This is a genomic window from Streptomyces sp. NBC_00539 (genome assembly GCF_036346105.1).
GTDB lineage: Bacteria > Actinomycetota > Actinomycetes > Streptomycetales > Streptomycetaceae > Streptomyces.
Genome location: NZ_CP107811.1, coordinates 5,458,654 through 5,480,782, shown reverse-complemented (window position 1 = coordinate 5,480,782; position 22,129 = coordinate 5,458,654). Strand labels below are relative to the sequence as shown.

The following is a 22,129-nucleotide window of genomic DNA, read 5'->3' as shown; positions in this document are numbered from 1 at the left end:
AGACCCCGCTGCTGGACGATCTGATGCCCTGGGCCGCACGCCCCCCGCGCCTGGGACGGGACTGGGTCGCGGCCCCCGACCCCGCCACCCTGCGGGCCCGCTGGACGGCCCTCGCCGCCGCCGAAGGCGCGGAGCAGGAGCGGCTGTTCCGCCCCGCGCGGGGCCGTACGCCCGCCACCGGGGCGGCCGCCCTGCCCGGGCAGCGCTCCGCCACCGCCCCCTTCGCCGCCGCACCCGGCCCCTGCCCGCAGCCCGTACGCGTCCTGCGCGCCCCCTTCGACGAACAGTGGCTCCTGCCGGACCAGCGCCTCATCGACGCGGCCCGCCCCGAGCTGTGGCGGGTCCTCGACGGTCACCAGCTGTTCCTCGTGGAGAGCCCGGAGCAGCCGTTGGTCACCGCGCACCTGCCAGTCGGGCGCGTCGGCCGCGTGCGCCCCCTGTACCGGCGCCCGGGCGGCGCGGAGCCCAACCTCGCGCCGGGGCTGGCGGCCCTGCTGAGCGAGCGGTACGGCGGCCCGGTCACCGCGCAGGACGTCCTGTGCTGGGTCCTGGCGGCGGCCCGCCCCGGGCCGCGGGGAGCCTACGAGGTCCCGCTCACCGCCGACCCGGAGCGCTGGCGTGCCGGGCTGGAGCTGGGCCACCGGCTGCTCGCGGTGCAGCTGCGCGGCGCACCGGGCGGGGAGGCGCCCCGGCTGCCGGGCGGGCGCCGGCCGTACGTCCGCTCGGCGGTCACGGCCTGGCCGGGCGGGCTCGCGTACGACCCGGAGACCGAGACGCTGACCCTGGGCGACGGCAGCATCTCCCCCGTCCCCGAGGGGGCCTGGCAGTACGAGGCGCAGGGCGTGCGGGTGCTGGAGGCCTGGTTCGCCGCCCGCACCGCGCACCGGGCGGCGGAGGGGGAGGGGCTGGAGGCGCTGGGCCCCGCCGAGTGGCCGCGGGCCTGGACCTCGGAGCTGCTGTCCCTGGTGACGACCCTGGCGCTGCTCGCCGGTCTGGCTCCGCCGCGGGCGGCGTTCGCGCCGGGGCCTTCGCTTCCGGTCTCCGGTCTCCAAGCCGCGGGGGTACTGCCCGCGCCGCGCTGGGCCCGGCGACCGGCCTCCGTCCTGGACCACCAGGAGGAGGGCCCGGGCGGCCAGTTCGCCCTGCTGTAGCGCCGCCGCTCCGGCCGTCCTACGTCCCCCACGCCCCCAGCAGCCGCGACACCGAGCGGTCGAACGCCTCGCCCAGGTCGGCGGGGATGCCCGTCCATCCCGCGAGGGCGGCGGCAAGTCTCGGGTACTCCCCCGTCGCCATCCGGGAGCCCAGCCACGCCGTCCGCGCGCTCTGCTCCTCGGCCTCGCTCCAGGGCAGCGTGCGCGCCCGCTCGGCCAGGGCCAGTTCGCTCGCCACGTACGTGGCCACCGTCCCGTTGACGGCGGCGAGCAGCTCCAGCTTCTGGCCGTCCGGCACCTCCAGCGGCTCCAGGCAGGCCAGGCCGTGCTCCAGGTACCGCAGGGCGTTGGGGCTGAACCCGTGGGCCGGGCTCAGCAGCCGGGGCAGCCAGGGGTGGCGGTGCATGAGCGCCCGCGTCTGGCGGGCCAGGGCCAGCAGGTCGGCGTGCCAGTCACCGGTCGGCGGGGCGTAGGAGTACTCCCCGCTCACCGCGTCGACCATCAGCTCGTACAGGTCCTCCTTGCGCGGCACGTAGTTGTACAGGGACATCGTCCCGGCGCCGATCCCGGCCGCCACCCGGCGCATGGAGACGGCGTCGATCCCCTCCGCGTCGGCGATCCGTACCGCCTCGGCAGCGATCGAGTCACGGCTGTGCGCGGGGCGGGGGCCCCGGCCCGCCCGCTGCGGGCGGGCCCAGATCACTTCGGGTCCGGCAGTGCGGCCGCCGGGCGTCATCAGCCCATCACCTCGTCACTTCTTCCATCGCCCCATCGTAGTTACGTACACCGTACGTAGTGCGGTAGGGTGCCGGACATGACAACTACGTACGCTGTACTTAGTGAAGGTCTGGAGAAGAGCTACGGAGAGGTCCACGCCCTGAGCGGACTGGACCTGGCAGTGCCGTACGGCTCGATTTGCGGCCTCCTCGGCCCCAACGGTGCGGGCAAGACCACCGCCGTGCGCACCTTCACCACCCTCACCGCGCCCACCGGCGGCCGCGCCCTGGTCGCCGGTCACGACGTCACCCGCGCCCCCGCCGCCGTCCGCCGCTCCATCGGGGTCACGGGCCAGTACGCCTCGGTGGACGGGGACCTGACGGGCCGCGAGAACCTGCGGCTCTTCGCCCGTCTGGCCGGGCTGCGCGGTGCCGCCGCCCGGGCCCGCGCCGACGAGCTGCTGGACCGCTTCGGCCTGGGCGGGGCGGCCGACCGGGTCGCCTCCACCTGGTCGGGCGGCATGAAACGGCGCCTGGACCTGGCCGCCGGGCTGATCAACCGCCCCCGGGTGCTGTTCCTGGACGAACCGACGACCGGCCTGGACCCGGCGGCGCGCGAGCACATCTGGGCGGCCGTACGGGAACTCGCCGACGAGGGCGCGGGCGTGCTGCTCACGACCCAGTACCTGGAGGAGGCCGACCGGCTCGCCGACGACATCGTGGTGGTCGACGGCGGCCGGGTCGTGGCCGGCGGCACGCCCGCAGAACTCAAGGCCCGCATCGGCGCCCACGCCGAGGTCACCGTCGCCGACCGCTCGGCCCTCGCGGGAGCGGCGGTGGTCCTGGACCAGCTCACCGGCGGCGCGCCCGTCCTGGACGAGGAGCGCCTCACGACCGGCGCGACGGTCCTGGACGGCGCCCTGACCCTGCCGCGGATCATCCGCGCCCTGGACGCGGCCGGGATCCCGGTCACCGACGCCACACTGCGGCCACCCACCCTCGACGAGGTGTTCCTGCGCCTCACCCGGGTCCGCCGCGCCACCACCGGCCACATCGACCGGATCGAGGGGGCCGCGGCATGAGCACCCTGCTGTCCGACGGAGGCGCCGTCCTCACCCGGCAGTTGCAGAAGGCGCGCCACGCGCCCGCGCTGCTGATCCTCACCCAGACGATGCCGATCACCCTGCTGCTCTTCTTCGGCTACGTCTTCGGCAGCGCGCTCGCCATGCCGGGGTCCGAGTACCGGGAGTTCCTGGTGCCGGGGCTGCTCGCCGCCACCGCCGCGAACGGCCTGATGACCGGCATGTTCACGGCCGCGCAGGACGCCCACCGCGGGGTGATGGACCGCTTCCGTACGCTGCCGATGAGCCGGGCCGCCGTACCGCTCGGGCAGACCGCCGCCGACCTCCTGACGACGGCGGTGTCGATGGTGCCGCTGATGCTGGTGGGACTGGCGATGGGCTGGCGGATCGAGCACGGCCTGCCGGGCGCGCTCGGCGCTCTGGGGGTGCTGCTGCTGTTCCGCTTCGCCACGGCCTGGACGGGCACGTACCTCGGGCTGCTGAGCAAGAGCGAGGAGGCGGCGGGCCAACTGGGCAGCGCCACCTTCGTGCTGCCGATGCTCTCCAGTGCGTACCTGCCGACCGCAGGACTGCCGGGGTGGCTGCGGACGGTGGCCGAGTGGAACCCGATCAGCGCGGTCGCGAGCGCGGTGCGCGCACTGTGCGGCAACGCGGGCGGCGGGGCCGCGCCGGGAGCCGCCTGGCCGGCGGCGCATCCGGTGGCGGGGGCGGTGCTCTGGTCCCTGGTCCTGCTGGCGCTGTTCGCCCCGGCGGCCGCGCGCCGCTTCACCCGCGGCCCGGGCTGACAGCGGACCGGGGCCCCGGCACACCGCGCCGAAGGCGAGCCGGGCTCGAAGCGCACCGCCCAGGAAAGTGCCGGACCCCCGGCACACCGCGCGGGAAACCGCGCGGTTCTCGGCGCCGTGCGGGATGACAGCCCCGGGTCCGAGCAGGTAGGCAGGTTGTCATGGCTCCTGACACGCACCCCGCGCCGCGATCCGCACCACGACCCGCGCCGCACCCCGCTGCGCCCGCCACCGATCCGCTGCCCCTCGAAGGCCTCACCGTCGTCGCCGTCGAACAGGCCGTCTCGGCCCCCTTCGCCACCCGCCAGCTCGCCGATCTGGGAGCGCGGGTGATCAAGGTCGAGCGACCCGACGGCGGCGACTTCGCGCGCGCCTACGACACCACCGCCCAGGGCCTCGCCTCGCACTTCGTCTGGGCCAACCGCGGCAAGGAGTCGATCGCGCTGGACCTCAAGGATCCGCGCGGGAGGGAGGTCCTGCACGGCCTGCTGGACGGCGCCGACGTCTTCGTCCAGAACCTCGCCCACGGCGCCGCCGCCCGGCTCGGCCTCGACTCGGCGGCGCTGTGCGCCCGTTACCCGCGGCTGGTCGCCGTGGACATCTCCGGATACGGCCCCGAGGGCCCGTACGCCCACAAGCGCGCCTACGACATGCTCGTCCAGTGCGAGGCGGGGCTGGTGTCGGTGACCGGCACCCCGGAGCAGCCCGTCAAGGCGGGGATCCCCGCGGCCGACATCGCGGCCGCCATGTACGCCTTCTCGGGAGTGCTCGCCGCCCTCCTGCGCCGCGGGACCACCGGGCGCGGGGGCAGGGTGGAGGTGTCGATGCTGGACGCCCTCGCCGAGTGGATGGGCCACCCCCTGCACCACACGATGCACGGTGGGCGGCAGCCGGTACGGACCGGCCTCGCCCACGCCGTCATCGCCCCTTATGACGCCTATCCGACGGCCGACGGGGACCGCGTACTGCTGTCCGTTCAGAACGACCGCGAGTGGCGCCGCCTGGCGGAACAGGTCCTCGAGCGACCGGAGCTGGCGGACGATCCGGCGTACGCGACGAACGCCGCCCGCACCCGCGGCCGGGAGGCGACCGACGCGGTGGTGGCCAAGGCCCTGGCGGCGCTGGACGCCGAGGAGGCGATCGGCCGCCTGGAGGCGGCGGGCATCGCCTGTGCGCGGCTGAACCCGGTGGCGCGACTGGCGGCGCACCCCCAGCTGGCGGCGCGTGACCGCTGGCGGGAGGTGGGGTCACCGGTGGGTCCGCTGCGGGCGCTGCTGCCGCCGATCGGGCTGCCCGACGGCCCGCCGCCGCTGATGGGGGCGGTGCCCGCGCTCGGGGAGCACACCGAGGCGCTGCTGCGAGGCCTGGGGATGACGGACGAGCGGATCACGGCGCTGCGCCGGGACGGTGTGATCGCCTGAGGAGTGACGGCGGGGCCCGGCCGCCCGGCGCGAGCGCGCCGGGTTGCCGGGACACCGAGGACCGCCGGGAGGGGGCGGAGCACACCGGGGCAGGCCGGGGCACTGCCGGAGTACGCCGTGGACAAGACGGGGCCGGGGTGCGGCCGGGCCAACCGGCCGCCTCGCAGGGGCAGTTACGAGCGGCGGCTGCCGAAGAGCGTGCGCCGCAGCCGACGCAGCGGCGCGAACAGCGCGACGCGCGCGCTCCGGCTCCGCTGGAAGTGCGTGTGGTCGCGGGAGGTGAGTTCGCGCATCAGCAGCGTCGCCTCCGCGGTCTCGTGGTGCGGGACGGCGGGACCGCCCAGCACGGCGAGGTGGCGGTCGAGGCGCGAGCTGGTCGCACTGCTGCCGCAAGTGATGGCAGGCACGCGAGGCGGCCTGCTGCGCATTGCTATCTGTTCCATGTCTCTCCCCACCCGTACGAGGGCACCCGGCCCGGGCAGGTTAACCCTATCGCCCCGGCGTCGCCCCCGGGTATCCCGGTGGTGTGAATTACCCCTATACCTACGGGGAGTTGACGGTTACTCAGTGCAGTCGGCGATCACTCTCCGCACAGGTCGGCCGCCTTCCGGACCGCATCGGGGGCTCCTTTGCGGCAGTCCCGTCACGACAGGGGTCAGGACACCCCCGCTGCGCTAACTTGGAGTGATCATCCGGTGACGGCCGTGGGGGGCTCGTGTGAGCGGGAACATGGATGAGGACGGGCGTGTCATCGCCGGCCGCTACCGGCTGCTGGGTCCGCTGGGCCGCGGCGGCATGGGCATCGTGTGGCGGGCCCGTGACGAGGTGCTCGGCCGCGAGGTCGCGGTGAAGGAGGTCCGGGCGCCCGCCGGACTGGACCCGGCCGAGGTGGAGCGGATGTACCGGCGGCTGGAGCGGGAGGCCTGGGCGGCGGCGCGGGTCTCGCACCGCGGGGTGGTGACCGTCTACGACGTGGCCACCGAGGGCGGCCGCCCCTGGATCGTGATGGAGCTGGTGCGCGGGCTCTCGCTGGCGGACGTGCTGGAGGGCGAGGGGCCGATGACCCCGCAACGGGCCGCGCACATCGGCGAACAGGTGCTGGCCGCGCTGCGCTCCGCGCACGAGTCGGGGGTGGTGCACCGCGACGTCAAGCCCGCCAACGTACTGATCGCCAATGACGGCCGGGTCCTCCTCGGGGACTTCGGGATCGCGAGCCTGGAGGGCTCCTCCGCGATCACGAGGACGGGAGAGGTGGTCGGGTCCCCCGAGTTCCTCGCGCCGGAGCGGGCGCTGGGCCGTGAGCCGGGGCCCGCGTCGGACCTGTGGTCGCTCGGGGTGCTGCTGTACGCGGCCGTCGAGGGGGCTTCGCCGTTCCGCCGGGACACCCCGCTGGCCACGCTGCGGGCGGTGGTGGAGGGGGAACCGCCGCCGCCGCGCCGGGCCGGGCCGCTGGCGCCCGTGCTGGAGGGGCTGCTGCGCAAGGACCCGGACGAGCGGCTGCCCGCGGCGGAGGCGGCCCGGATGCTGCGCGTCATCGGCGCGGGAGGAACCGTACGGGCCCCACAGGGCGCGGGAGGAACCGTACGGGCCCCAGCCGGTCCGGCGTCGGGGCCGCAGGCGCCGACGACCCCGCTGCCCGAGCGCAACCCCTCCGGCCAGGCGCCCACCACCCCCCTCGCCACGCCACTCGCCACGCGCGTTGCCGCCGCGGAGTCCGGGCGCAGGCGGGCCGGGCTGGTGCTGGCCGCCGGGGTCGTGGTGCTGCTCCTGGCGGTGGTGGCGCTGGGCTGGCTGCTGTTCGACGAGCGCGGCCGGCCGGACGGCAGCAACGGCAGCACCGGGAGCGGCGGGAGCGGCGGGAGCGGCCCGACGGGGTCGGCGCCCGCCTCCGCGAGCCCGCCGCCGGCCCCCTCCGACTCCCCGCCGGCGAGCGGCAGCCCGACGCCCGGGCGGCAGGTGACGCTGTACGTCCACACCCTGTACGGCTCCTACCGCGGCACCTGCCCGCCGCCCCCGGCCGGCGCGCCCGCCTTCACCGGGACGATCGCGGTGGACGCCGTTCCCGCCGTGGTGGAGTACCGCTGGGTGACGCGCGGCGGGACGGCGGCCCCCGACGCGGGCTGGCAGAGCGTCACGTACGAGGCGGGCGGCGCGAAGACCCGGCAGTTCCACCACACGGAGCCCGGCACCGGCGGCAGCTTCGACGACGCGGTCCGGCTGGAGGTGCGCATGCCCGCCCGGGCGGTCTCGGCGTGGATGGACTTCTCCGTGACGTGCGAGGAGGAGACCCCGACGGCCGGGGCCTCCTCCTCCGCTCCACCGGCTCCTTCCGGCTCCCCGGGCCCGACGCCGGACCCGGGGGAAACGCCGTAGGGGCCGGTCCGGACCTATGCCTTGCCGGCGAAGACGGGCAGGTAGCCGCTCGACTGCCCGGTGGCGGTCGGGTGGTATGACTCGCCGATGTCGGCCCAGTTGAGGCTGTGCAGCCACGCGCTGCCGGAGCAGATCTCGTGGCCGGTGAAGGCGCCGGTCACCGAGGCGAAGGTGAAGCCGTGGTCGGCGGCGCGTTTGGCGATGGCGGCGTTGAGGTAGTCGGCGGCGCCGTTGATGGCGCTGCGTTCACCCTCGGACAGTCCCGCGATGCAGGAACCGTTCAGCTGGTAGAAGCGGGGATAGCCGAGGACCACCACGTGGGCGGCCGAGGCGCGGGCGGAGATGGCGTCGTAGACCTTGTCGAGCTGACCGGGGAGGGTGGAGTCCACGTACGCCTTGGCCTGGTTGACGCGGTTGACGCAGGTGGACTCCGACTGGAGCACACAGGTCGTCATGACGTCGGAGAAACCGGCGTCGTTGCCGCCGATGGTGATGCTGACGAGGTCCGTGCCGGAGTTCAGCGGGCCGAGCTGGCCGGAGAGGACGTCACCCGTCCGGGCGCCCGAGCAGGCGGTGAACGAGAAGGTCTGGGGGGAGTGGGCGGCGGCCCACAGGGCCGGATAGGCCCGGGAGGTGCGCTTGCAGTTCCCGCTCGCGCTGTCGTAGTTGCCGGAGCCCACGCCGGAGGAGTACGAGTCTCCGAGGGCTACGTAGCCGAAGTCGGCCTGGGCGGAGGCGGCCGCCTGGCCGGCGCCGAACAGGGCGGTGCCCGCGGCGAGTAAGAGGGCGGAGGTGAGGGTGGCGAAGCGCGACAGTCTCATGCTCATGTGTGCGGCTCCTAGTGGGGGTTACTCCTGAGTCGTTGGTACAGGGAGCACGGCCTGGCTGGAAGTGTTCATGCCAAGAATGTTCGGAGCGGAACCGGCTCCGAATCTTCACGAGCGAGGGGTTTGAAGGAGGAACCCGGACACCCGATCCGGCGAAACACGGGTGCGGGAGGGCAGTTCGTGCCGGATCATGGGCGCCATGTCAGCCAACCCGCACGACGCGCTGCCGATCCGGCTCACCCTCGACGACAGCGACTCGCCGTCGGATGTCGTCGACGCCCTGTTCCTCGGCCGGTTCGCGTCCGGCGAGCAGCCGTACTCGCACAGCGTCTCCATCGAACGGGTCAAGGCCGAGGCCACCTTGCTGCCGCCGGGCGCGACCGTGCTGCGCTCGGCGCGCGACACCGACCGCAGCGCCACGCTCGCCGAGGGCGACGGCTGGACGATGCTCGTCTCGCGCTGGAGCCGGGGCGCGGACGTGACGGTGACGGCCGTCAGCGACGAACTCGCCGCCGGGGTGTTGGGCAAGGCCACGGAAGGGGCGCGGGACGAGCCCGAACCGCAGCCTTCGAGCGTCACGATGGGGTTCTGGTACGTCTCCCCGCGCCGCGGCCCCTACCGCACGACCCGGCAGATCGCGGCGGGCACCTGGGCGGAGGTGCGGCCCAACTACACCGCACCGGTGGCCGAGGCGATGGACCGGCTGATGAAGGTGACCCCGGACGACATCGCGGGCCGGCTGCTCCTGCTGCACGGGCCGCCCGGGACGGGGAAGACCTCCGCGCTGCGGACGCTGGCCCGGTCGTGGCGGGAATGGTGCCAGGTGGACTGCGTCCTGGACCCGGAGCGGCTGTTCAACGACGTGGGCTACCTGATGGACATCGCGATCGGGGAGGACGAGGGCAGCGCCAAGGGCCGCTGGCGACTGCTGCTGCTGGAGGACTGCGACGAGCTGATCCGCGGCGAGGCCCGCCACCAGGCCGGGCAGGCGCTGTCGCGGCTGCTGAACCTGACGGACGGACTGCTGGGCCAGGGCCGCAACGTCCTGGTCGGGGTGACGACCAACGAGGACCTGGAGCGCCTGCACCCGGCGGTGGTCCGGCCGGGCCGCTGCCTGGCCCGGATCGAAGTCGGCCGGCTGACGCACCGTGAGGCGACGGACTGGCTCGGTAGCGACGAGGGCGTCACCCGGGAGGGGGCCACCCTGGCCGAGCTCTTCGCCCTGCGGCGCGGCGCGGGTCCGACGTCGGCCCTCCTCCCGCCGCAGGGGCACGGCGCGGAGCCGGGGCTCTACCTGTAGGTCCCGGCCCGGCGGGCCGGGTGCGACCACAATGGCCCCGAAGGCCACGCCCCGTCGTGCCCGGCGTCCCCCGGGCACACCGAACAGGAGTCCAGGTGCCCGAACCGGCGCAGGAGAACCCCTACCCCGACAGCCTCGTCCTCGGCGAGGGCCCGGAACCGCACCCGCAGCTTGGGCCCGTGCTGTCGCTCATCGGGCGCTGGCACGGCCGGGGCAGCGGCGAGTACCCGACCCTGGAGCACGGGTTCCGCTACGAGCAGGAAGTCACCTTCAGCCATGACGGCCGGCCCTTCCTGCGCTACGAGTCCCGCGCCTGGCTGATCGACGCGTCCGGTGCGGCCCTGCGCCCGTCGGGGCGGGAGGTCGGCTGGTGGCGGGTGATGCCGGACGCCTCGCTGGAGGTGGTGCTGGCCCACCCGACCGGGATCGTCGAGACGTACGTCGGCCAGGTGTCCGGCACCACGATCGAGATGGCCACCCGGAGCGTGTCGGTGACGCCCCGGGCGAAGGAGGTGACCGCGATGCGCCGCCGGTACACCCTGGAGGGCGGGGAGCTGGTCGTGGTGCAGGAGATGGAGGCCGTGGGCCAGCCGATGCAGCACCACCTGATGGCCCGGCTCGGAAAGTGCAGCACCACCTGATGGCCCGGCTCAGCCGAAGGAGCACCACCTGATGGCCCGGCTCAGCTCCCGCACCGACCCGGGCGGAAGCTGAACGTCACTTGCCGTACCGCGCCCGCAGGGCCTCCCCCGCCGCGGCCGTGGCCTCCTCCCGGGACAGGCCCAGCCGGTGGGCGCGCTCGGCGAACGCCTGCGCCGCGGCGGCCGCCTCCCGCGCGGCGGAGTCCCCGGCGGCGGCGACGAACGTCCCGGCCCGCCCCCGCGTCTCGATCACGCCGTCGCCCTCAAGGGCGCGGTAGGCCTTGGCGACCGTGTTCGCCGCGAGCCCCAGCTCCTCCGCCAGCCCCCGCACGGTCGGCAGTTTGAACCCCACCGGCAGGCGCCCGGACCGGGCCGCGTCCGCGATCTGCGCGCGCAGCTGCTCGTAGGGGGCGGCGGAACCGGCCGAGCCGTCGATCTTGATCTTGAGGTGGGGCGAAGTCGAGGTCACGGCGCCGATTGTCCCCCACCGCCCGGTAATTCGCAGGCGCCGACGACGGCCGGCGCCTAACGTCGCCCCCATGACCGTTTCGATCCGCGACCTGCGCCCCGGCGACCCGGGGGACGTGGAAGCCGTCGTACACCTGCGCCGGACCGTCCTCCCGTTCATGATCACCACCGCGGCCGGTGTGGCCCACGAGATCGCCTCCGCCCACCCTGACAAGCGGTACCGGATCCTCCTCGCCGAGCGCGCGGACGGCCTGGCCGTCGCCACCGCCCAGGTCGGCATCGCGCACGAGAGCCCCGAACCGGGCGTCGGCTTCGTCAACCTCCAGGTGGACCCCGCCCACCGCGGCCTCGGCGTGGGAAGCACCCTGCTGCGGGCGGCCGAGGAGCACCTGCTCGCCGCCGGGGCCGTGGACTCGTACGCCTGGGCTCTGGACGGGCCGTCCGACCACGCCTTCGCCGCCCGGCACGGCTACCGCCCCGGCCGCTCGGCCCACTTCCTGCGCCTGGAACTGTCGGAGCGGACCCTGCCCCCGTACCCGTCCGTGCTGCCCCCCGGCGTCGAACTGCGCCCCGCCTCCGCGTTCGCGGACGATCCGCGCCCGCTGTACGAGGCCGACGCCGAGGTCTCGTCCGACGAGCCGGGCGACGTACCGGTGGAACTGGACGACTTCGACAACTGGCTCGCCGAGGTGTGGCACGAGCCCTCGTTCGACCACGACCTGACGACGGTCGTCCTCGTCGACGGCACGGTGGCCGCCTTCTGCGCCGCACGGACCGACGGGGCGGGCCGCTACGGCTCGGCGATGACCGGCACCCGCCGCGCCCACCGCGGCCACGGGCTGGCCAGGCTCGCCAAGACCGTCTCCCTGCACCGGGCCCTCGCGGCCGGCTGCACCGAGGCGCTGACCGGCAACGACGCGGGCAACGCGCCGATGCTCGCCGTCAACGAGTGGTTCGGGTACGAGATCCGCGCCACCGAGACCCGCTTCGCGAAGCGGCTCGCCCCCTCCAGTACGGACCCGAAGGAAGTGACAGCGTGACCGGCCTGCTCACCATCGTCCTCGTCAAGGCCGGCCGGACCAAGATCCGCTATCCGGCCGAGCTGCTCGCCGACACGGGCGACCGCCTCTCCGTGCGCGCTCCCTGGGCGGCGGAGGACGTACGGGACTTCGGCTTCGTGCGCTTCGAGCCGGGTGACGTGTTCACCGAGCACTTCTGGCGCAGCCGCTGGTACGCGGTCAAGGAGGTGCGGACGGGTGACGGCCGCCTCAAGGGCTGGTACTGCGACGTGACCCGGCCGGCCGTGGTCCGCGACGGCGAGGTCGTGGTGGAGGACCTGGACCTCGACCTGTGGGTCTCGGGGGACGGGTCGAGCGTCCTGCGCCTGGACGAGGACGAGTTCGCGGCGAGCGGCCTCGCCGCGCACGACCCGGAGGCCGCCGCCCGGGCCGCATCGGCCCTGGACGCCCTCGAAGCGCAGGCCAGGACCCCTGCCGGGCTGCCCGCACTGCTCGCGTAGTCCACACCGCCCCCTCACGTCCGTCCCGCCTCTGGCGCAAGGGAGTCGGCGTGGGCGAGGATCACGGCCTCACCCACCGCCACCACTTCCTTGCAGGAGGACGTCCATGACCCGCCGCACATCCCGCGGTCTCCTCTGCGCTGCCGCCGCCACCGCGGCGCTGTTCGCCCAGCCCGGTCCGGTCTCGGCCCTGCCCTCGGCAGGCCCCGCAGCGACGCAGCTCCCCCCGGCCCGTGTCTTCATGGTCAACCCCGTCCAGTCCTCGGGCGATCAGACGCTGACCGACGGCAAGGACGGCGCCGACGCCGTGCCCGCCTCCGCCTACGCCGTCGCCGCGCTGCGCAATCTGGACGGCAGCGGATCACTGTCCGGGAAGTGGGCTTACGTCCGTTCGGACACCGGCGCCTCCGCGAAGACCTCGGACGCCGTCGGCTACAGCCGTGACGACGACCGGTTCGAGCAGGTCATGGCGTACTTCTGGGTGAACGAGGCACAGGAGTACCTCCAGGGCCTCGGTTTCGGCAGCGAGCTGCCGGGGGCCAACGACCGCGCCCAGCCGGTGCGGATCAACCAGTGGGGCGCGGACAACTCCTTCTTCTCCGACAAGAAGGCCGAGATCCGCTTCGGCAAGGGCGGCGTGGACGACGCCGAGGACGCCGAGGTGATCGTGCACGAGTACGGCCACGCCGTACACAACGCGCAGGTCCCGGGCTTCGGCACCTCCCCGGAGGCGGGTGCGATCGGCGAGGCCTTCGGCGACTACCTCGCGGTCGAGGTCGGCGCGCACGCGGACGAGGCGTACGGGTGGCCGCGCAAGACGGACCTGGCGTGCGTCGGCGACTGGGACTCGACCGGCTACAGCGCGGCCCCGCACTGCCTGCGGCGGACCGACGGCTCGAAGGTGTACGCCGACCGGGTCGGGGAGGTGCACGCGGACGGGGAGATCTGGTCGCGCGCGCTCTTCGACATCCGGGGCGCGCTGGGGGCGCGGACGGCCGACCGGATCATCGTCAACGCCCAGTTCGGCTTCCGCGCCGACACCGACTTCGCCGACGCGGCGCGCACGACGATGGCGACGGCGCAGCGCATGTACGGCAAGTCCGCGGCGGATGCCGTGCGCGCCGCGTTCGCGGCGCGGCAGATCCCCGGGATCGGGTGATCTGCGGCTCGTGTCCCACCGCTGCCGCCCCGGGCCTGGGCCCGGGGCAGTAGCGGACGAACTCCTTCCGAAACCGGGCGCATTCACCGCCGAGCGGACAGCGGAATGCGTTCTCCGGACAACGGGAAGGTCAAATTCTTGTTGCGCACCTGCCAATCCGGGGTGACTTCCTGGCACTGTTTCCACCACTGCCCCCCACTGGCAACAAGGAGCAACGAGTGACTCACCCCACGTCGTCCTCAACCCCCACCTCCCGCAGCCGTGTTCACGTCCTCCGCGCCGCCGCGCTCGTCGCCTCGGCCGCGATGGTCGCCCTCGCCGTGCAGAGCGGACCCGCCAACGCCGCCGCGGAGCGCGAGGCCGGCGCCACGGCCGTCTCGCTGACCGGGACGGCGCGCGCCTCCGCCATCGCCCAGGCGCAGTCCGACGCCCCGTCCACCGCCAAGGCCATCGGCCTCGGTGACCAGGAAGGGCTCGTGGCCCGGGACGTCGTCAAGGACGCGGACGGCACCGTCCACACCCGTTACGAGCGCACCTACGCCGGGCTCCCGGTTCTCGGCGGCGACCTGGTCGTGCACGCCAAGAACGGCGCGCGCTCCACCACCAAGGCTTACGGCGCCCGGATATCGGTGGACACCAAGTCCGCTTCCCTCGCGGCCCCCAAGGGCGCCCGCAAGGTCGTCTGGGCCGTCGGCGGAGCGCCGGTGCTGGCCTGGGAGAGCGTCACCGAAGGCGTCGGCGACGACGGCACGCCGAGCAAGGTGCACACCATCACCGACGCCCGCAGCGGCAAGGTGCTCTACTCCTACGACGCCATCGAGACCGGCATCGGCGCCAGCGAGTACAGCGGCTCGGTCACCCTCGGCACGAAGGCCAACGGCTCGCAGTTCGAGCTGAACGACGCCGCGCGCGGCGGCCACAAGACCTACGACCTGGCCGGCGGCACCAACGGGACCGGTTCCCTGTTCACCGACGCCGACGACACCTGGGGTGACGGCACCCCCGCCAACCGGCAGACCGCCGCCGTCGACGCCCACTACGGCGCCGCCGTGACGTGGGACTTCTACAAGAACGAACTGGGCCGGCTGGGCATCCGCGGTGACGGCGTCGCGGCGTACTCCCGCGTCCACTACGGCAACGCCTACGTCAACGCCTTCTGGGACGACAGCTGCTTCTGCATGACCTACGGCGACGGCACGAACAACACCAAGCCGCTGACCGCGCTGGACGTGGCCGGCCACGAGATGTCGCACGGTCTGACCGCCTCGACGGCGGGGCTGCGCTACACCCGGGAGTCCGGCGGCCTCAACGAGGCCACCTCCGACATCTTCGGCACGTCGGTGGAGTTCTACGCCGCGAACGCCTCCGACCCCGGCGACTACCTGATCGGCGAGAAGATCGACATCCGCGGCAACGGCACGCCGCTGCGGTACATGGACAAGCCGAGCCGCGACGGCGCCTCCGCCGACTACTGGGACAAGAACGTCGGCCGCCTCGACGTCCACAACTCCTCCGGCGTCGCCAACCACTTCTTCTACCTGCTGTCCGAGGGGAGCGGCGCCAAGACGGTCAACGGCGTCAGCTACGACTCCCCGACCGCCAACGGCTCCACCGTGGCCGGCATCGGCCGGACCAAGGCGTACAAGATCTGGTACAAGGCGCTGTCCGTGTACATGACCTCCTCGACGGACTACGCGGGGGCGCGGGTGGCGACCCTCAAGGCCGCCGCGGACCTGTACGGAACGGGTGGCACCGAGTACCAGGCGGTCGCCGCCGCCTGGACCGCGGTCAACGTGAAGTGAGCCCCCTTCCTCAGGGGCTGCTTACCTCCGCCTTAAGCGGGGCCTAAGGATCGCCCCGACCGCCCCGATCCGCGCGGAAGCGCAGGTCGGGGCGGTTAGGTTGGCGTGGCCAGGGAGGGCCGGGACGGCGTCGGAGACACCTCGTGTCCGGGGACGCGCCGCCCGGCCCCCCTGGCGCACCACGACGCCACCGCCCGGAGGAGATCCACCATGCGCACCGTCACCCGCACCGCCGGCCGCATCCTCGCCGCCGGCCTCGCCCCGCTCGCGGTGGCCGCGTACGCCGCCGCCCCCGCGGCCGCGCACGGTTCGATGACGGACCCGGTCAGCCGGGTGGCCGCCTGCTACGCGGAGGGTCCCGAGTCCCCGCGGTCGGCGGCCTGCAAGGCGGCGGTCGCGGCGGGCGGCACGCAGCCGTTCTACGACTGGAACGCGGTGAACATCGCCAACGCGGCGGGCAACCACCGGGCCCTGATCCCGAACGGGCAGCTGTGCTCCGCGGGGAACGACAAGTACCGGGGCCTGGACCTGGCCCGCGCGGACTGGCCGGCCGGCGCGATGACCTCCGGCACGCACACCTTCCGCTACAAGGGCACCGCCCCGCACAAGGGCACGTTCGAGCTGTACGTGACGAAGGACGGCTACGACCCGGCGAAGCCGCTGAGGTGGTCCGACCTGGAGCCGGAGCCGTTCGTGAAGGTCACCGACCCGGCGATGCGCGGCGGTGACTACGTCTTCTCCGGCACGGTCCCGAAGAAGAGCGGCCGGCACCTGATCTACGGCATCTGGCAGCGCTCGGACAGCCCGGAGGCCTTCTACAGCTGCTCGGACGTGGTCTTCGGCAAGGACACCGGCAGCGGGGCGGGCACCGGGACCGGGACCGGCACGGGGTCCGGCACCGGCACCGGGACCGCCGACGGCAAGCCCGGATCGAAGCCGAGCAGCGCCGGCAGCGCCGCCCCCGGCGCCAAGCCGTCGGACGGACCCGTCGCCAAGCCGCCGACGGACGAGCAGATCTCCGAGGGCGCGGCCAAGTCGACCGTGGAGCACGGCGGCCACGGCGACGACGACCCGAAGACGAACGGCACGAGCGCCGAATCCCCCCTCGCCGCGCCGTCCGCGGCTGCGGCCAAGACGGGTGACCTCGCCCAGACCGGCGGCGACGGCTCCGCCCCGATGATCGCGATCGCCGGGGCGGGCACCCTTGCCGTCGGCTCGGCCGTGCTCTTCGCCGTGGCCCGCCGCCGCGCCACGACGGGCCGCCACGGCCGCTAGGACGCGCTAGGGCCGCCGGCGCCGCTCAAGGCCCGTCACTGGAAGACCGAGGCGCAGGTGGTCCGTTCGGCGTGGGCCGGGTCGAGGGCGTTGGCCGCCTCGTGCCAGGCGATGCGGTCGGTCAGGCCGATGGCCACGTGCTCGGAGAAGTCGAGGGCGCACAGGTCCTGGACCACGACGTTGCGTACGTTCGGCCCGCTGAGGAAGCCGCTGGTGTACGGGGTCACCACCTCGTCGTACTTGGTGGTGATCACCGTGTAGGCGACTCCCGGGACGGTGTCCCCGCCCGCGTTGAGGTGGGTGACGAAGGAGGATCCGACGATCTGGTCGGCCAGGCCCGGGGTCGCGGAGCTGATCAGGTCTTCGGCTCCGGGGAAGTACGGCAGCAGCTGGGTCAGGCCGGACAGGGTGGTTCCGTGGTTGTCGGGGGCGAGTCCGACGAGGGCGTTCACCTTGGCCGCGCCGCCGGACTTGAGGTACTGGCGGGGCATCATACCGCCCTGGGAGTGGCCGACGATGTCGGTCTTGGCGGCGCCGGTGGAGGCCAGCACCCGGTCGACGAAGGTGCCGAGCTGCACGGCGGACTTGTCGATGGGCCCGAGGCCGTTGAAGAAGGACTGGCCGGGGATCTGGCCGTAGTCGAGGGAGTAGACGCAGTAGCCGCGGTGGACGAGGTAGGGCGCGAAGCCGAGCCAGTTGTCGACGGAGTTCCCGAGGGTGCCGTGTACGAGCACGACGGGGCGCGGGTGCGCGGCGGACGGCTTGCAGGTCCAGTCGTTCCAGCCGCTGCTGGGGGCGGAGGCGGCTTGCGCGGTGCCGGTGGGGGCGACGAGCGCGGCGGCTGCGAGGGTCAGGACGGCCAGCGGGCGGAGCAGGCGGCGCCAGGGCAGCATCGAGTGATCTCCTTGCGTCATGGGGATGGTGCGGGGGGTTTGTCCCGTGATCCGGATCACAAGGGGAGCTGCTGCCGCTAAATTACGGGCGAGTAGCAGGACTTGGAAGTTACGCGTCGGTAAAAACTCGGGTGTCGAGCTGCTCTCCGGTCCTGCGCGAGGCCGACGGACCGGCGCGAGGCCGACGGCGAACGTACGAAAGAGACGCCGGCGGCGGACGTACGAAAGAGACGGCCTACGAGGCCTTGCCGAAAGTGGCCGCCGGGCGGACCGTGCCCGGGCCGAAGCGGGCGTTGGCACGGTCGATGGCCGCCTCGACCGTCAGCCGGGACTCGCGGACGGGGTCCAGGGTGAGCTGGCGCGCCACGCCCGCGGCGCCGGTGAGGTCCTCGGCCCGGAGCACCATGCCGGTCAGCCGGGCCCGTTGCAGGCCGGCCGCGTCCATCAGGCGGTACGCCATGGCCCGCATGTCTTCGTCGTGGGCGGAGGGCTCCGTCAGCCGCCGCGTCTTCTCCCACCGGGTCCCGCCGGCGAACTGGAGGGTCAAGGTCAGCGCCCGCGCGGCCTGGCGGCGCCCGCGCAGGGTGGCGCCGAGTCGGACGACCAGGGCGAGCAGCGCGGCCCGGGCGTGCGGGCCGTCCAGCTCCTCCCGCGGGAACCCGGCGCGGACGGCGGCCGAGGACGGCAGGTCCCTCGGGGTGACCGGCCGCGGGTCGGCGCCGTGGGCGCGCTCCACGACCAGGCGTCCCGCCCGCTTGCCGAGGATCCGCTCGACGACCCCGGGTGACACCTCGGTGAGCGCCCCGATCGTATGCAGTCCGTAGCCGCGCAGCGCCTCGGCCTGGCGGGAGCCGAGCCCGTACAGCGCCTCCACCGGCAGCGGCCCGAGGAATCCGGGCACCGCCTCCTCGGGGACGGCCAGGATCCCGCCGGGTCCGGGGACCCGTGCGGAGGCCGTCGCGGCCACGGCCCAGGTGGCGGCGACCCCGATCCGGACGTCGGTGCCCAGCCGGGCCACCGCGCGCAGCCGTACCACCTCGGCGATACGGGCGGCGTCCGCGCCGAAGTAGCGCTGCGCGCCGCCGACTTGGACCAGCGCGGCGCGCGGCGGCAGGGCCTGCACCACCGGGGAGAACTCCCGCAGCAGCTCCAGGACCTCCCGGTAGCCCTCGCCGGTCAGCGCCGGGGCGCACCTCACGTGCAGGATCGCGCTGTTCATCCCGCGCTCCCCGGGCTGGAGTGCCACAGCTTGCGTCCGGTCGCCGGGCCCGTCCCGGGCGGCTGGAGGTCGGCCCACGGGTTCATCTCGTAGCCGGTCGGCAGGTGGATCCGGCGGCCGGGGGCGGAGGGCCCGGAGCCTTCGCGCACCGGTTCGGACAGCCGGGCGGTGACCGCCTCCAGGCCGCTCTGCTCCCGCAGTTCGACCAGTTCGGCGAGGTTCCAGGCCGCCGCTCCGACGATGCTCAGGCTCTGCGGTCCGCGCCGCTGCACCACTCCGCGCACCAGCAGCAGGAAGGAGTGGAAGACGGTGTGGGCGCAGGCCTCGTGGCTGTCGTCGAAGAATGCCAGGTCGACCAGGCCGGTCCCGTCGTCGAGGGTGGTGAAGATGACCCGGCGGCCGGAGCGGATGGGCGGGGTCTGGGTGGCCGCCTTGGCGCCGGCGACCAGCACGGTCCGGCCGTGTTCGGTGTCGCGCAGCCGCCGGGCCGGGACCACGCCCAGTTCGGCCAGGAAGGCGTGGTGGTCCGCCATCAGGTGGCGTGAGGTGTCCATGCCGAGGACGCCGAGTTCGGCGCTGAGCCGCTCGGCCTCACTGAGGTCGGGCAGCCCGACGGCGGCGGTGGACCGGCCGCCGCCGAGGGGGAGCTGGGCGCTGCCCCGGGCGTCGGCCGCGCGCTGGGCGCCGTGCAGTTCGCTCAGGTGCAGCAGCAGGTCGCGCCGGTTGGCGCCGAACGCGTCCAGCGCCCCTACCTGGGCAAGCCGTTCGGCCACGGGCCGGCCGGGGTGGGCCCGGTCCCAGAAGTCGCGCAGGGAGGCGTAGGGCCGGCCGGCCTCGATCCTGGCGGCCTCGGTCTCGCTGATGCCGTGGACGTCGGCCAGCGCGAGCCGGAGCCCCCACAGCGGCGGCACCTCGGACACCAGTTCGATGCGGTGGTGGACCGAGGACCGGTTCACGTCCAGCGGCAGCACGGGGACGCCCCGGCGCCGCGCGTCCGCCAGCAGCAGCCGCTTGGGGTACATGCCGGGGTCGTGGGTGAGCAGCCCGGCGTAGAAGGCGGCCGGGTGGTGGGCCTTGAGCCAGGCGGACTGGTACGTGGGGACGGCGAAGGCCACCGCGTGCGCCTTGCAGAACCCGTACGAGCCGAAGGCCTCCACGATCTCCCAGGTCCGGGCGATCACTTCGGGCGAATAGCCGCGGTCCCGCGCCGTCGCCGCGAACCAGACCTTGATCCGGCCCTGCGAGTCGGGGTCGGACAGCCCGCGCCGCACCCGGTCCGCCTCGTCGCGGCCGCAGCCGGTCATGACGTGCACGATCTCGATGATCTGCTCGTGGAAGACCACCACCCCGTAGGTCTCCGCCAGCGCGTCCGCCAGGTCCGGGTGCGGGAAACGGGCCGGGGCCCGCCCGTGCCGGGCCTCGATGAACGGGCGCACCATGTCGGCGGCCACCGGGCCGGGCCGGAACAGCGAGATGTCCACGACCAGGTCGTGGAAGGTGGCGGGCTGGAGCCGCCCCACCAGGTCGCGCTGGCCCGGGGACTCGATCTGGAAGCAGCCCAGCGTCTCGGCCGAACGGATCAGCTCGTACGTGGCCCCGTCGCCCGGCGGCACCTGCGCCGGGTCGTCCAGGTCGAGCTCCTGCCCCGTGGCGCGGCGCAGCTCGGCGACGGCGTGCGCCATCGCGGACTGCATCCGTACGCCCAGCACGTCGAGTTTGAGCAGGCCGAGTTCCTCCACGTCGTCCTTGTCGAACTGGGACATGGGCAAGCCCTCGCCGCTGCTCGGTACGACCGGGGTGCGGGCGAGGAGCGAGGCGTCCGAGAGCAGCACCCCGCACGGGTGCATGGCGATGCCCCGCGGCAGGCCGTCCAGCGCTTCGACCAGCTCCCACAGCCGCCCGTGCGACTCTCCCCGCACGCCCCGGAGTTCGGGGAGTTCGGCGAGGGCCGCGCGGGCGTCGCGGGCCCGGATGTGCGGGAAGGCCTTGGCGAGCCGGTCGACGGTGGCCGGATCCATGGACAGGGCGGCGCCCACGTCACGGATGGCGTGCCGGACCCGGTAGGTCTCGGGCATGGAGACGGTGGCGACGCGTTCGGCGCCGAACCGGTCGATGATCCGCCGGTAGACCTCCAGCCGGCGGGCGGACTCCACGTCGATGTCGATGTCGGGCAGCACCCGGCGGCGCTTGGACAGGAAGCGCTCCATCAGCAGCCCGTGGGCGAGGGGGTCGGCGTGCGCGATGCCGAGGAGGTGGTTGACGAGGGAACCCGCGCCGGAGCCGCGGGCCGCCACCCGGATGCCCATCTCCCGTACGTCGTCCACCACTTGGGCGACCGTCAGGAAGTACGAGGCGAAGCCGTGGTAGGCGATGACGTCGAGTTCCTCGTGCATCCGCTCCCAGTACCGGCGCTCGCCGGCGTAGCCGCGCAGCACCATGCCCGCGGCCGCCCGGGAGGCGAGGACCCGCTGGGCGGTGCGGTGGGCGGCGCCGACGAGCCGGGCCTCGGGGAAGTGGACGGACCCGATCCCCAGGTCGTCCTCGGGGTCCACCGCACAGGCCTCGGCTGTCCGCCGGGTCTCGGCGAGCAGCCGGCGCGCGTCGGCGGGGCGCAGCCCGGCCGCCCGGGCGATCAGGTCGGCGTTCTCGGCCATGGCGGCGGGGTCCTTGATCCAGCGTTCGCCGCTGTCGAGGGGTTTGCGGGGGTCGATGGGGACCAGACGGCGGGCCGCGTCGAGGACGTCGGCGACGGGCCCCTGGCCGGGGTCGGCGTACCGGACGGCGTTGGTCAGCACGGCCGGGACGCCCTGCTCGGCGGCGAAGCCGACCGTCCGGGCGGCCAGGCGCAGCGAGCCGGGCCCGGTGCCGGTGCGGCCGTGGTGGACGGCCTCCAGGCGCAGGTCGTCCCCGTAGACCTCCCGCCAGGGCGCGAGCAGGCGCGCGGCCCGGTCCGGGCGGCCCGCGGCGAGGGCCCGGCCCACTTCGGAGCCGGGGCCGAGCAGGACGTACACGCCGCTCGCGCCGCGCAGCTCCTCCCAGGGCAGGAGCGGGACGCCGGGTGCGCCGGCGTGGGCGGCGGTGACCATGCGGCACAGCTCGGCCCAGCCGGTGGCGCCGTCGCGGGCGAGGAAGACGGCCCGGGCCGCGGACTCGTCGACGAAGGCGCCGCCCCTGACGGGGTTGCGCCGCCGGGAGGAGGCTTCGGCGGAGTCGGTACGGATGGTGGTGGCCGCGGGGCTCCCGGCCACTGCGAGGTCGACCCCGAACAGGGGCCGGATCCCGGCTTCCGCCGCCGCCCGGGCGAAGCGCACCGCGCCGGCGAGGGTGTCGCGGTCGGTGAGGGCGAGGGCGTCCATGCCCCGCTCGGCGGCGCGTTCCGCCAGCCGTTCCGGGTGGGAGCCTCCGTAGCGCATGGAGAACCCCGAAACGGTGTGCAGATGCGTAAAACCGGGCACCCGCGGCCTCCTGCTTTCCCTCGACTGAACACCTCCCCCGTCT

General features: G+C 74.2%; 19 protein-coding genes. 12 read left to right on the top strand and 7 right to left on the bottom strand.

The window, feature by feature from the left end; translation table 11 throughout:
* Nucleotides 1-23: 23 nt before the first annotated feature.
* Nucleotides 24-1,151 (top strand): type ISP restriction/modification enzyme, encoded by a 1,128-nt coding sequence (locus tag OG861_RS24575; RefSeq protein WP_329202068.1) that lies wholly within the window; start codon nt 24-26, stop codon nt 1,149-1,151.
* 19 nt (nt 1,152-1,170) lie between these two features.
* Here the strand turns inward: OG861_RS24575 and OG861_RS24570 are convergent, their stop codons facing one another.
* Complete coding sequence (locus tag OG861_RS24570; RefSeq protein ID WP_329193990.1) at nt 1,171-1,887, bottom strand: TetR/AcrR family transcriptional regulator; 717 nt, start codon at nt 1,885-1,887, stop codon at nt 1,171-1,173.
* Between the two features lie 78 nt (nt 1,888-1,965).
* Between OG861_RS24570 and OG861_RS24565 the strand changes: the two genes are divergently transcribed.
* The 3 genes from OG861_RS24565 to OG861_RS24555 all read left to right on the top strand — a co-directional run bounded on the left by OG861_RS24565 (nt 1,966) and on the right by OG861_RS24555 (nt 5,155).
* On the top strand, nt 1,966-2,949 hold the full coding sequence (locus OG861_RS24565; protein ID WP_329193991.1) for an ATP-binding cassette domain-containing protein: 984 nt from the start codon (nt 1,966-1,968) through the stop codon (nt 2,947-2,949).
* Nucleotides 2,946-3,734 carry an ABC transporter permease gene (locus tag OG861_RS24560; protein ID WP_329193993.1) on the top strand — a complete coding sequence of 263 codons (789 nt, stop codon included), beginning with the start codon at nt 2,946-2,948 and terminating at the stop codon, nt 3,732-3,734. Before OG861_RS24565 ends, OG861_RS24560 begins: the two co-directional genes overlap by 4 nt.
* 161 nt (nt 3,735-3,895) lie before the next feature.
* Nucleotides 3,896-5,155, top strand: coding sequence for a CaiB/BaiF CoA transferase family protein (locus OG861_RS24555; protein WP_329193994.1), 1,260 nt, complete (start codon nt 3,896-3,898; stop codon nt 5,153-5,155).
* 173 nt (nt 5,156-5,328) lie between these two features.
* On the opposite strand, the gene OG861_RS24550 is transcribed toward OG861_RS24555, so the two are convergent.
* Nucleotides 5,329-5,598: a hypothetical protein gene (locus OG861_RS24550; protein ID WP_329193996.1), complete on the bottom strand. Its 270-nt coding sequence runs from the start codon at nt 5,596-5,598 to the stop codon at nt 5,329-5,331.
* 286 nt (nt 5,599-5,884) lie between these two features.
* On the opposite strand from OG861_RS24550, the gene OG861_RS24545 reads away from it, so the two are divergent.
* Complete coding sequence (locus OG861_RS24545) at nt 5,885-7,528, top strand: serine/threonine-protein kinase (RefSeq protein WP_329193997.1); 1,644 nt, start codon at nt 5,885-5,887, stop codon at nt 7,526-7,528.
* A gap of 14 nt (nt 7,529-7,542) precedes the next feature.
* Here OG861_RS24545 and OG861_RS24540 read toward each other — a convergent pair whose 3' ends face one another.
* The gene (locus OG861_RS24540; RefSeq protein ID WP_329202071.1) at nt 7,543-8,349 is read right to left on the bottom strand and encodes an SGNH/GDSL hydrolase family protein; all 807 of its coding nucleotides are present in this window, start codon (nt 8,347-8,349) and stop codon (nt 7,543-7,545) included.
* A 196-nt stretch (nt 8,350-8,545) separates the two neighbouring features.
* On the opposite strand from OG861_RS24540, the gene OG861_RS24535 reads away from it, so the two are divergent.
* Both OG861_RS24535 and OG861_RS24530 read left to right on the top strand, forming a co-directional pair.
* Nucleotides 8,546-9,655 (top strand): DUF5925 domain-containing protein, encoded by a 1,110-nt coding sequence (locus OG861_RS24535; protein WP_329193998.1) that lies wholly within the window; start codon nt 8,546-8,548, stop codon nt 9,653-9,655.
* Between the two features lie 95 nt (nt 9,656-9,750).
* Nucleotides 9,751-10,296, top strand: a complete 546-nt coding sequence (locus OG861_RS24530; protein ID WP_329193999.1) for an FABP family protein — start codon at nt 9,751-9,753, stop codon at nt 10,294-10,296.
* Nucleotides 10,297-10,372: 76 nt separating this feature from the next.
* Here the strand turns inward: OG861_RS24530 and OG861_RS24525 are convergent, their stop codons facing one another.
* Nucleotides 10,373-10,765 carry a GntR family transcriptional regulator gene (locus OG861_RS24525; RefSeq protein WP_329194000.1) on the bottom strand — a complete coding sequence of 131 codons (393 nt, stop codon included), beginning with the start codon at nt 10,763-10,765 and terminating at the stop codon, nt 10,373-10,375.
* A 70-nt stretch (nt 10,766-10,835) separates the two neighbouring features.
* Between OG861_RS24525 and OG861_RS24520 the strand changes: the two genes are divergently transcribed.
* From OG861_RS24520 to OG861_RS24500, 5 genes are all read left to right on the top strand, one after another.
* The gene (locus OG861_RS24520) at nt 10,836-11,804 is read left to right on the top strand and encodes a GNAT family N-acetyltransferase (RefSeq protein ID WP_329194001.1); all 969 of its coding nucleotides are present in this window, start codon (nt 10,836-10,838) and stop codon (nt 11,802-11,804) included.
* Nucleotides 11,801-12,283, top strand: coding sequence for a DUF402 domain-containing protein (locus OG861_RS24515; protein ID WP_329194002.1), 483 nt, complete (start codon nt 11,801-11,803; stop codon nt 12,281-12,283). Before OG861_RS24520 ends, OG861_RS24515 begins: the two co-directional genes overlap by 4 nt.
* Before the next feature lie 106 nt (nt 12,284-12,389).
* Entirely contained in the window at nt 12,390-13,442 is a 1,053-nt protein-coding gene (locus tag OG861_RS24510) for a M4 family metallopeptidase (protein ID WP_329194003.1), read from the top strand.
* A 305-nt stretch (nt 13,443-13,747) separates the two neighbouring features.
* Nucleotides 13,748-15,244 (top strand): M4 family metallopeptidase, encoded by a 1,497-nt coding sequence (locus OG861_RS24505; RefSeq protein ID WP_330261984.1) that lies wholly within the window; start codon nt 13,748-13,750, stop codon nt 15,242-15,244.
* Nucleotides 15,245-15,454: 210 nt separating this feature from the next.
* Nucleotides 15,455-16,519 (top strand): lytic polysaccharide monooxygenase, encoded by a 1,065-nt coding sequence (locus OG861_RS24500; protein WP_329194004.1) that lies wholly within the window; start codon nt 15,455-15,457, stop codon nt 16,517-16,519.
* A 35-nt stretch (nt 16,520-16,554) separates the two neighbouring features.
* Here OG861_RS24500 and OG861_RS24495 read toward each other — a convergent pair whose 3' ends face one another.
* The 3 genes from OG861_RS24495 to OG861_RS24485 all read right to left on the bottom strand — a co-directional run bounded on the left by OG861_RS24495 (nt 16,555) and on the right by OG861_RS24485 (nt 22,086).
* Entirely contained in the window at nt 16,555-17,412 is an 858-nt protein-coding gene (locus OG861_RS24495) for an esterase/lipase family protein (protein ID WP_329194005.1), read from the bottom strand.
* Between the two features lie 235 nt (nt 17,413-17,647).
* Nucleotides 17,648-18,631 carry a DNA polymerase Y family protein gene (locus OG861_RS24490; RefSeq protein ID WP_329194006.1) on the bottom strand — a complete coding sequence of 328 codons (984 nt, stop codon included), beginning with the start codon at nt 18,629-18,631 and terminating at the stop codon, nt 17,648-17,650.
* Nucleotides 18,628-22,086 carry a DNA polymerase III subunit alpha gene (locus OG861_RS24485; protein ID WP_329194008.1) on the bottom strand — a complete coding sequence of 1,153 codons (3,459 nt, stop codon included), beginning with the start codon at nt 22,084-22,086 and terminating at the stop codon, nt 18,628-18,630. The genes OG861_RS24490 and OG861_RS24485 overlap by 4 nt, the downstream gene beginning before the upstream one ends.
* Nucleotides 22,087-22,129: the final 43 nt, after the last annotated feature.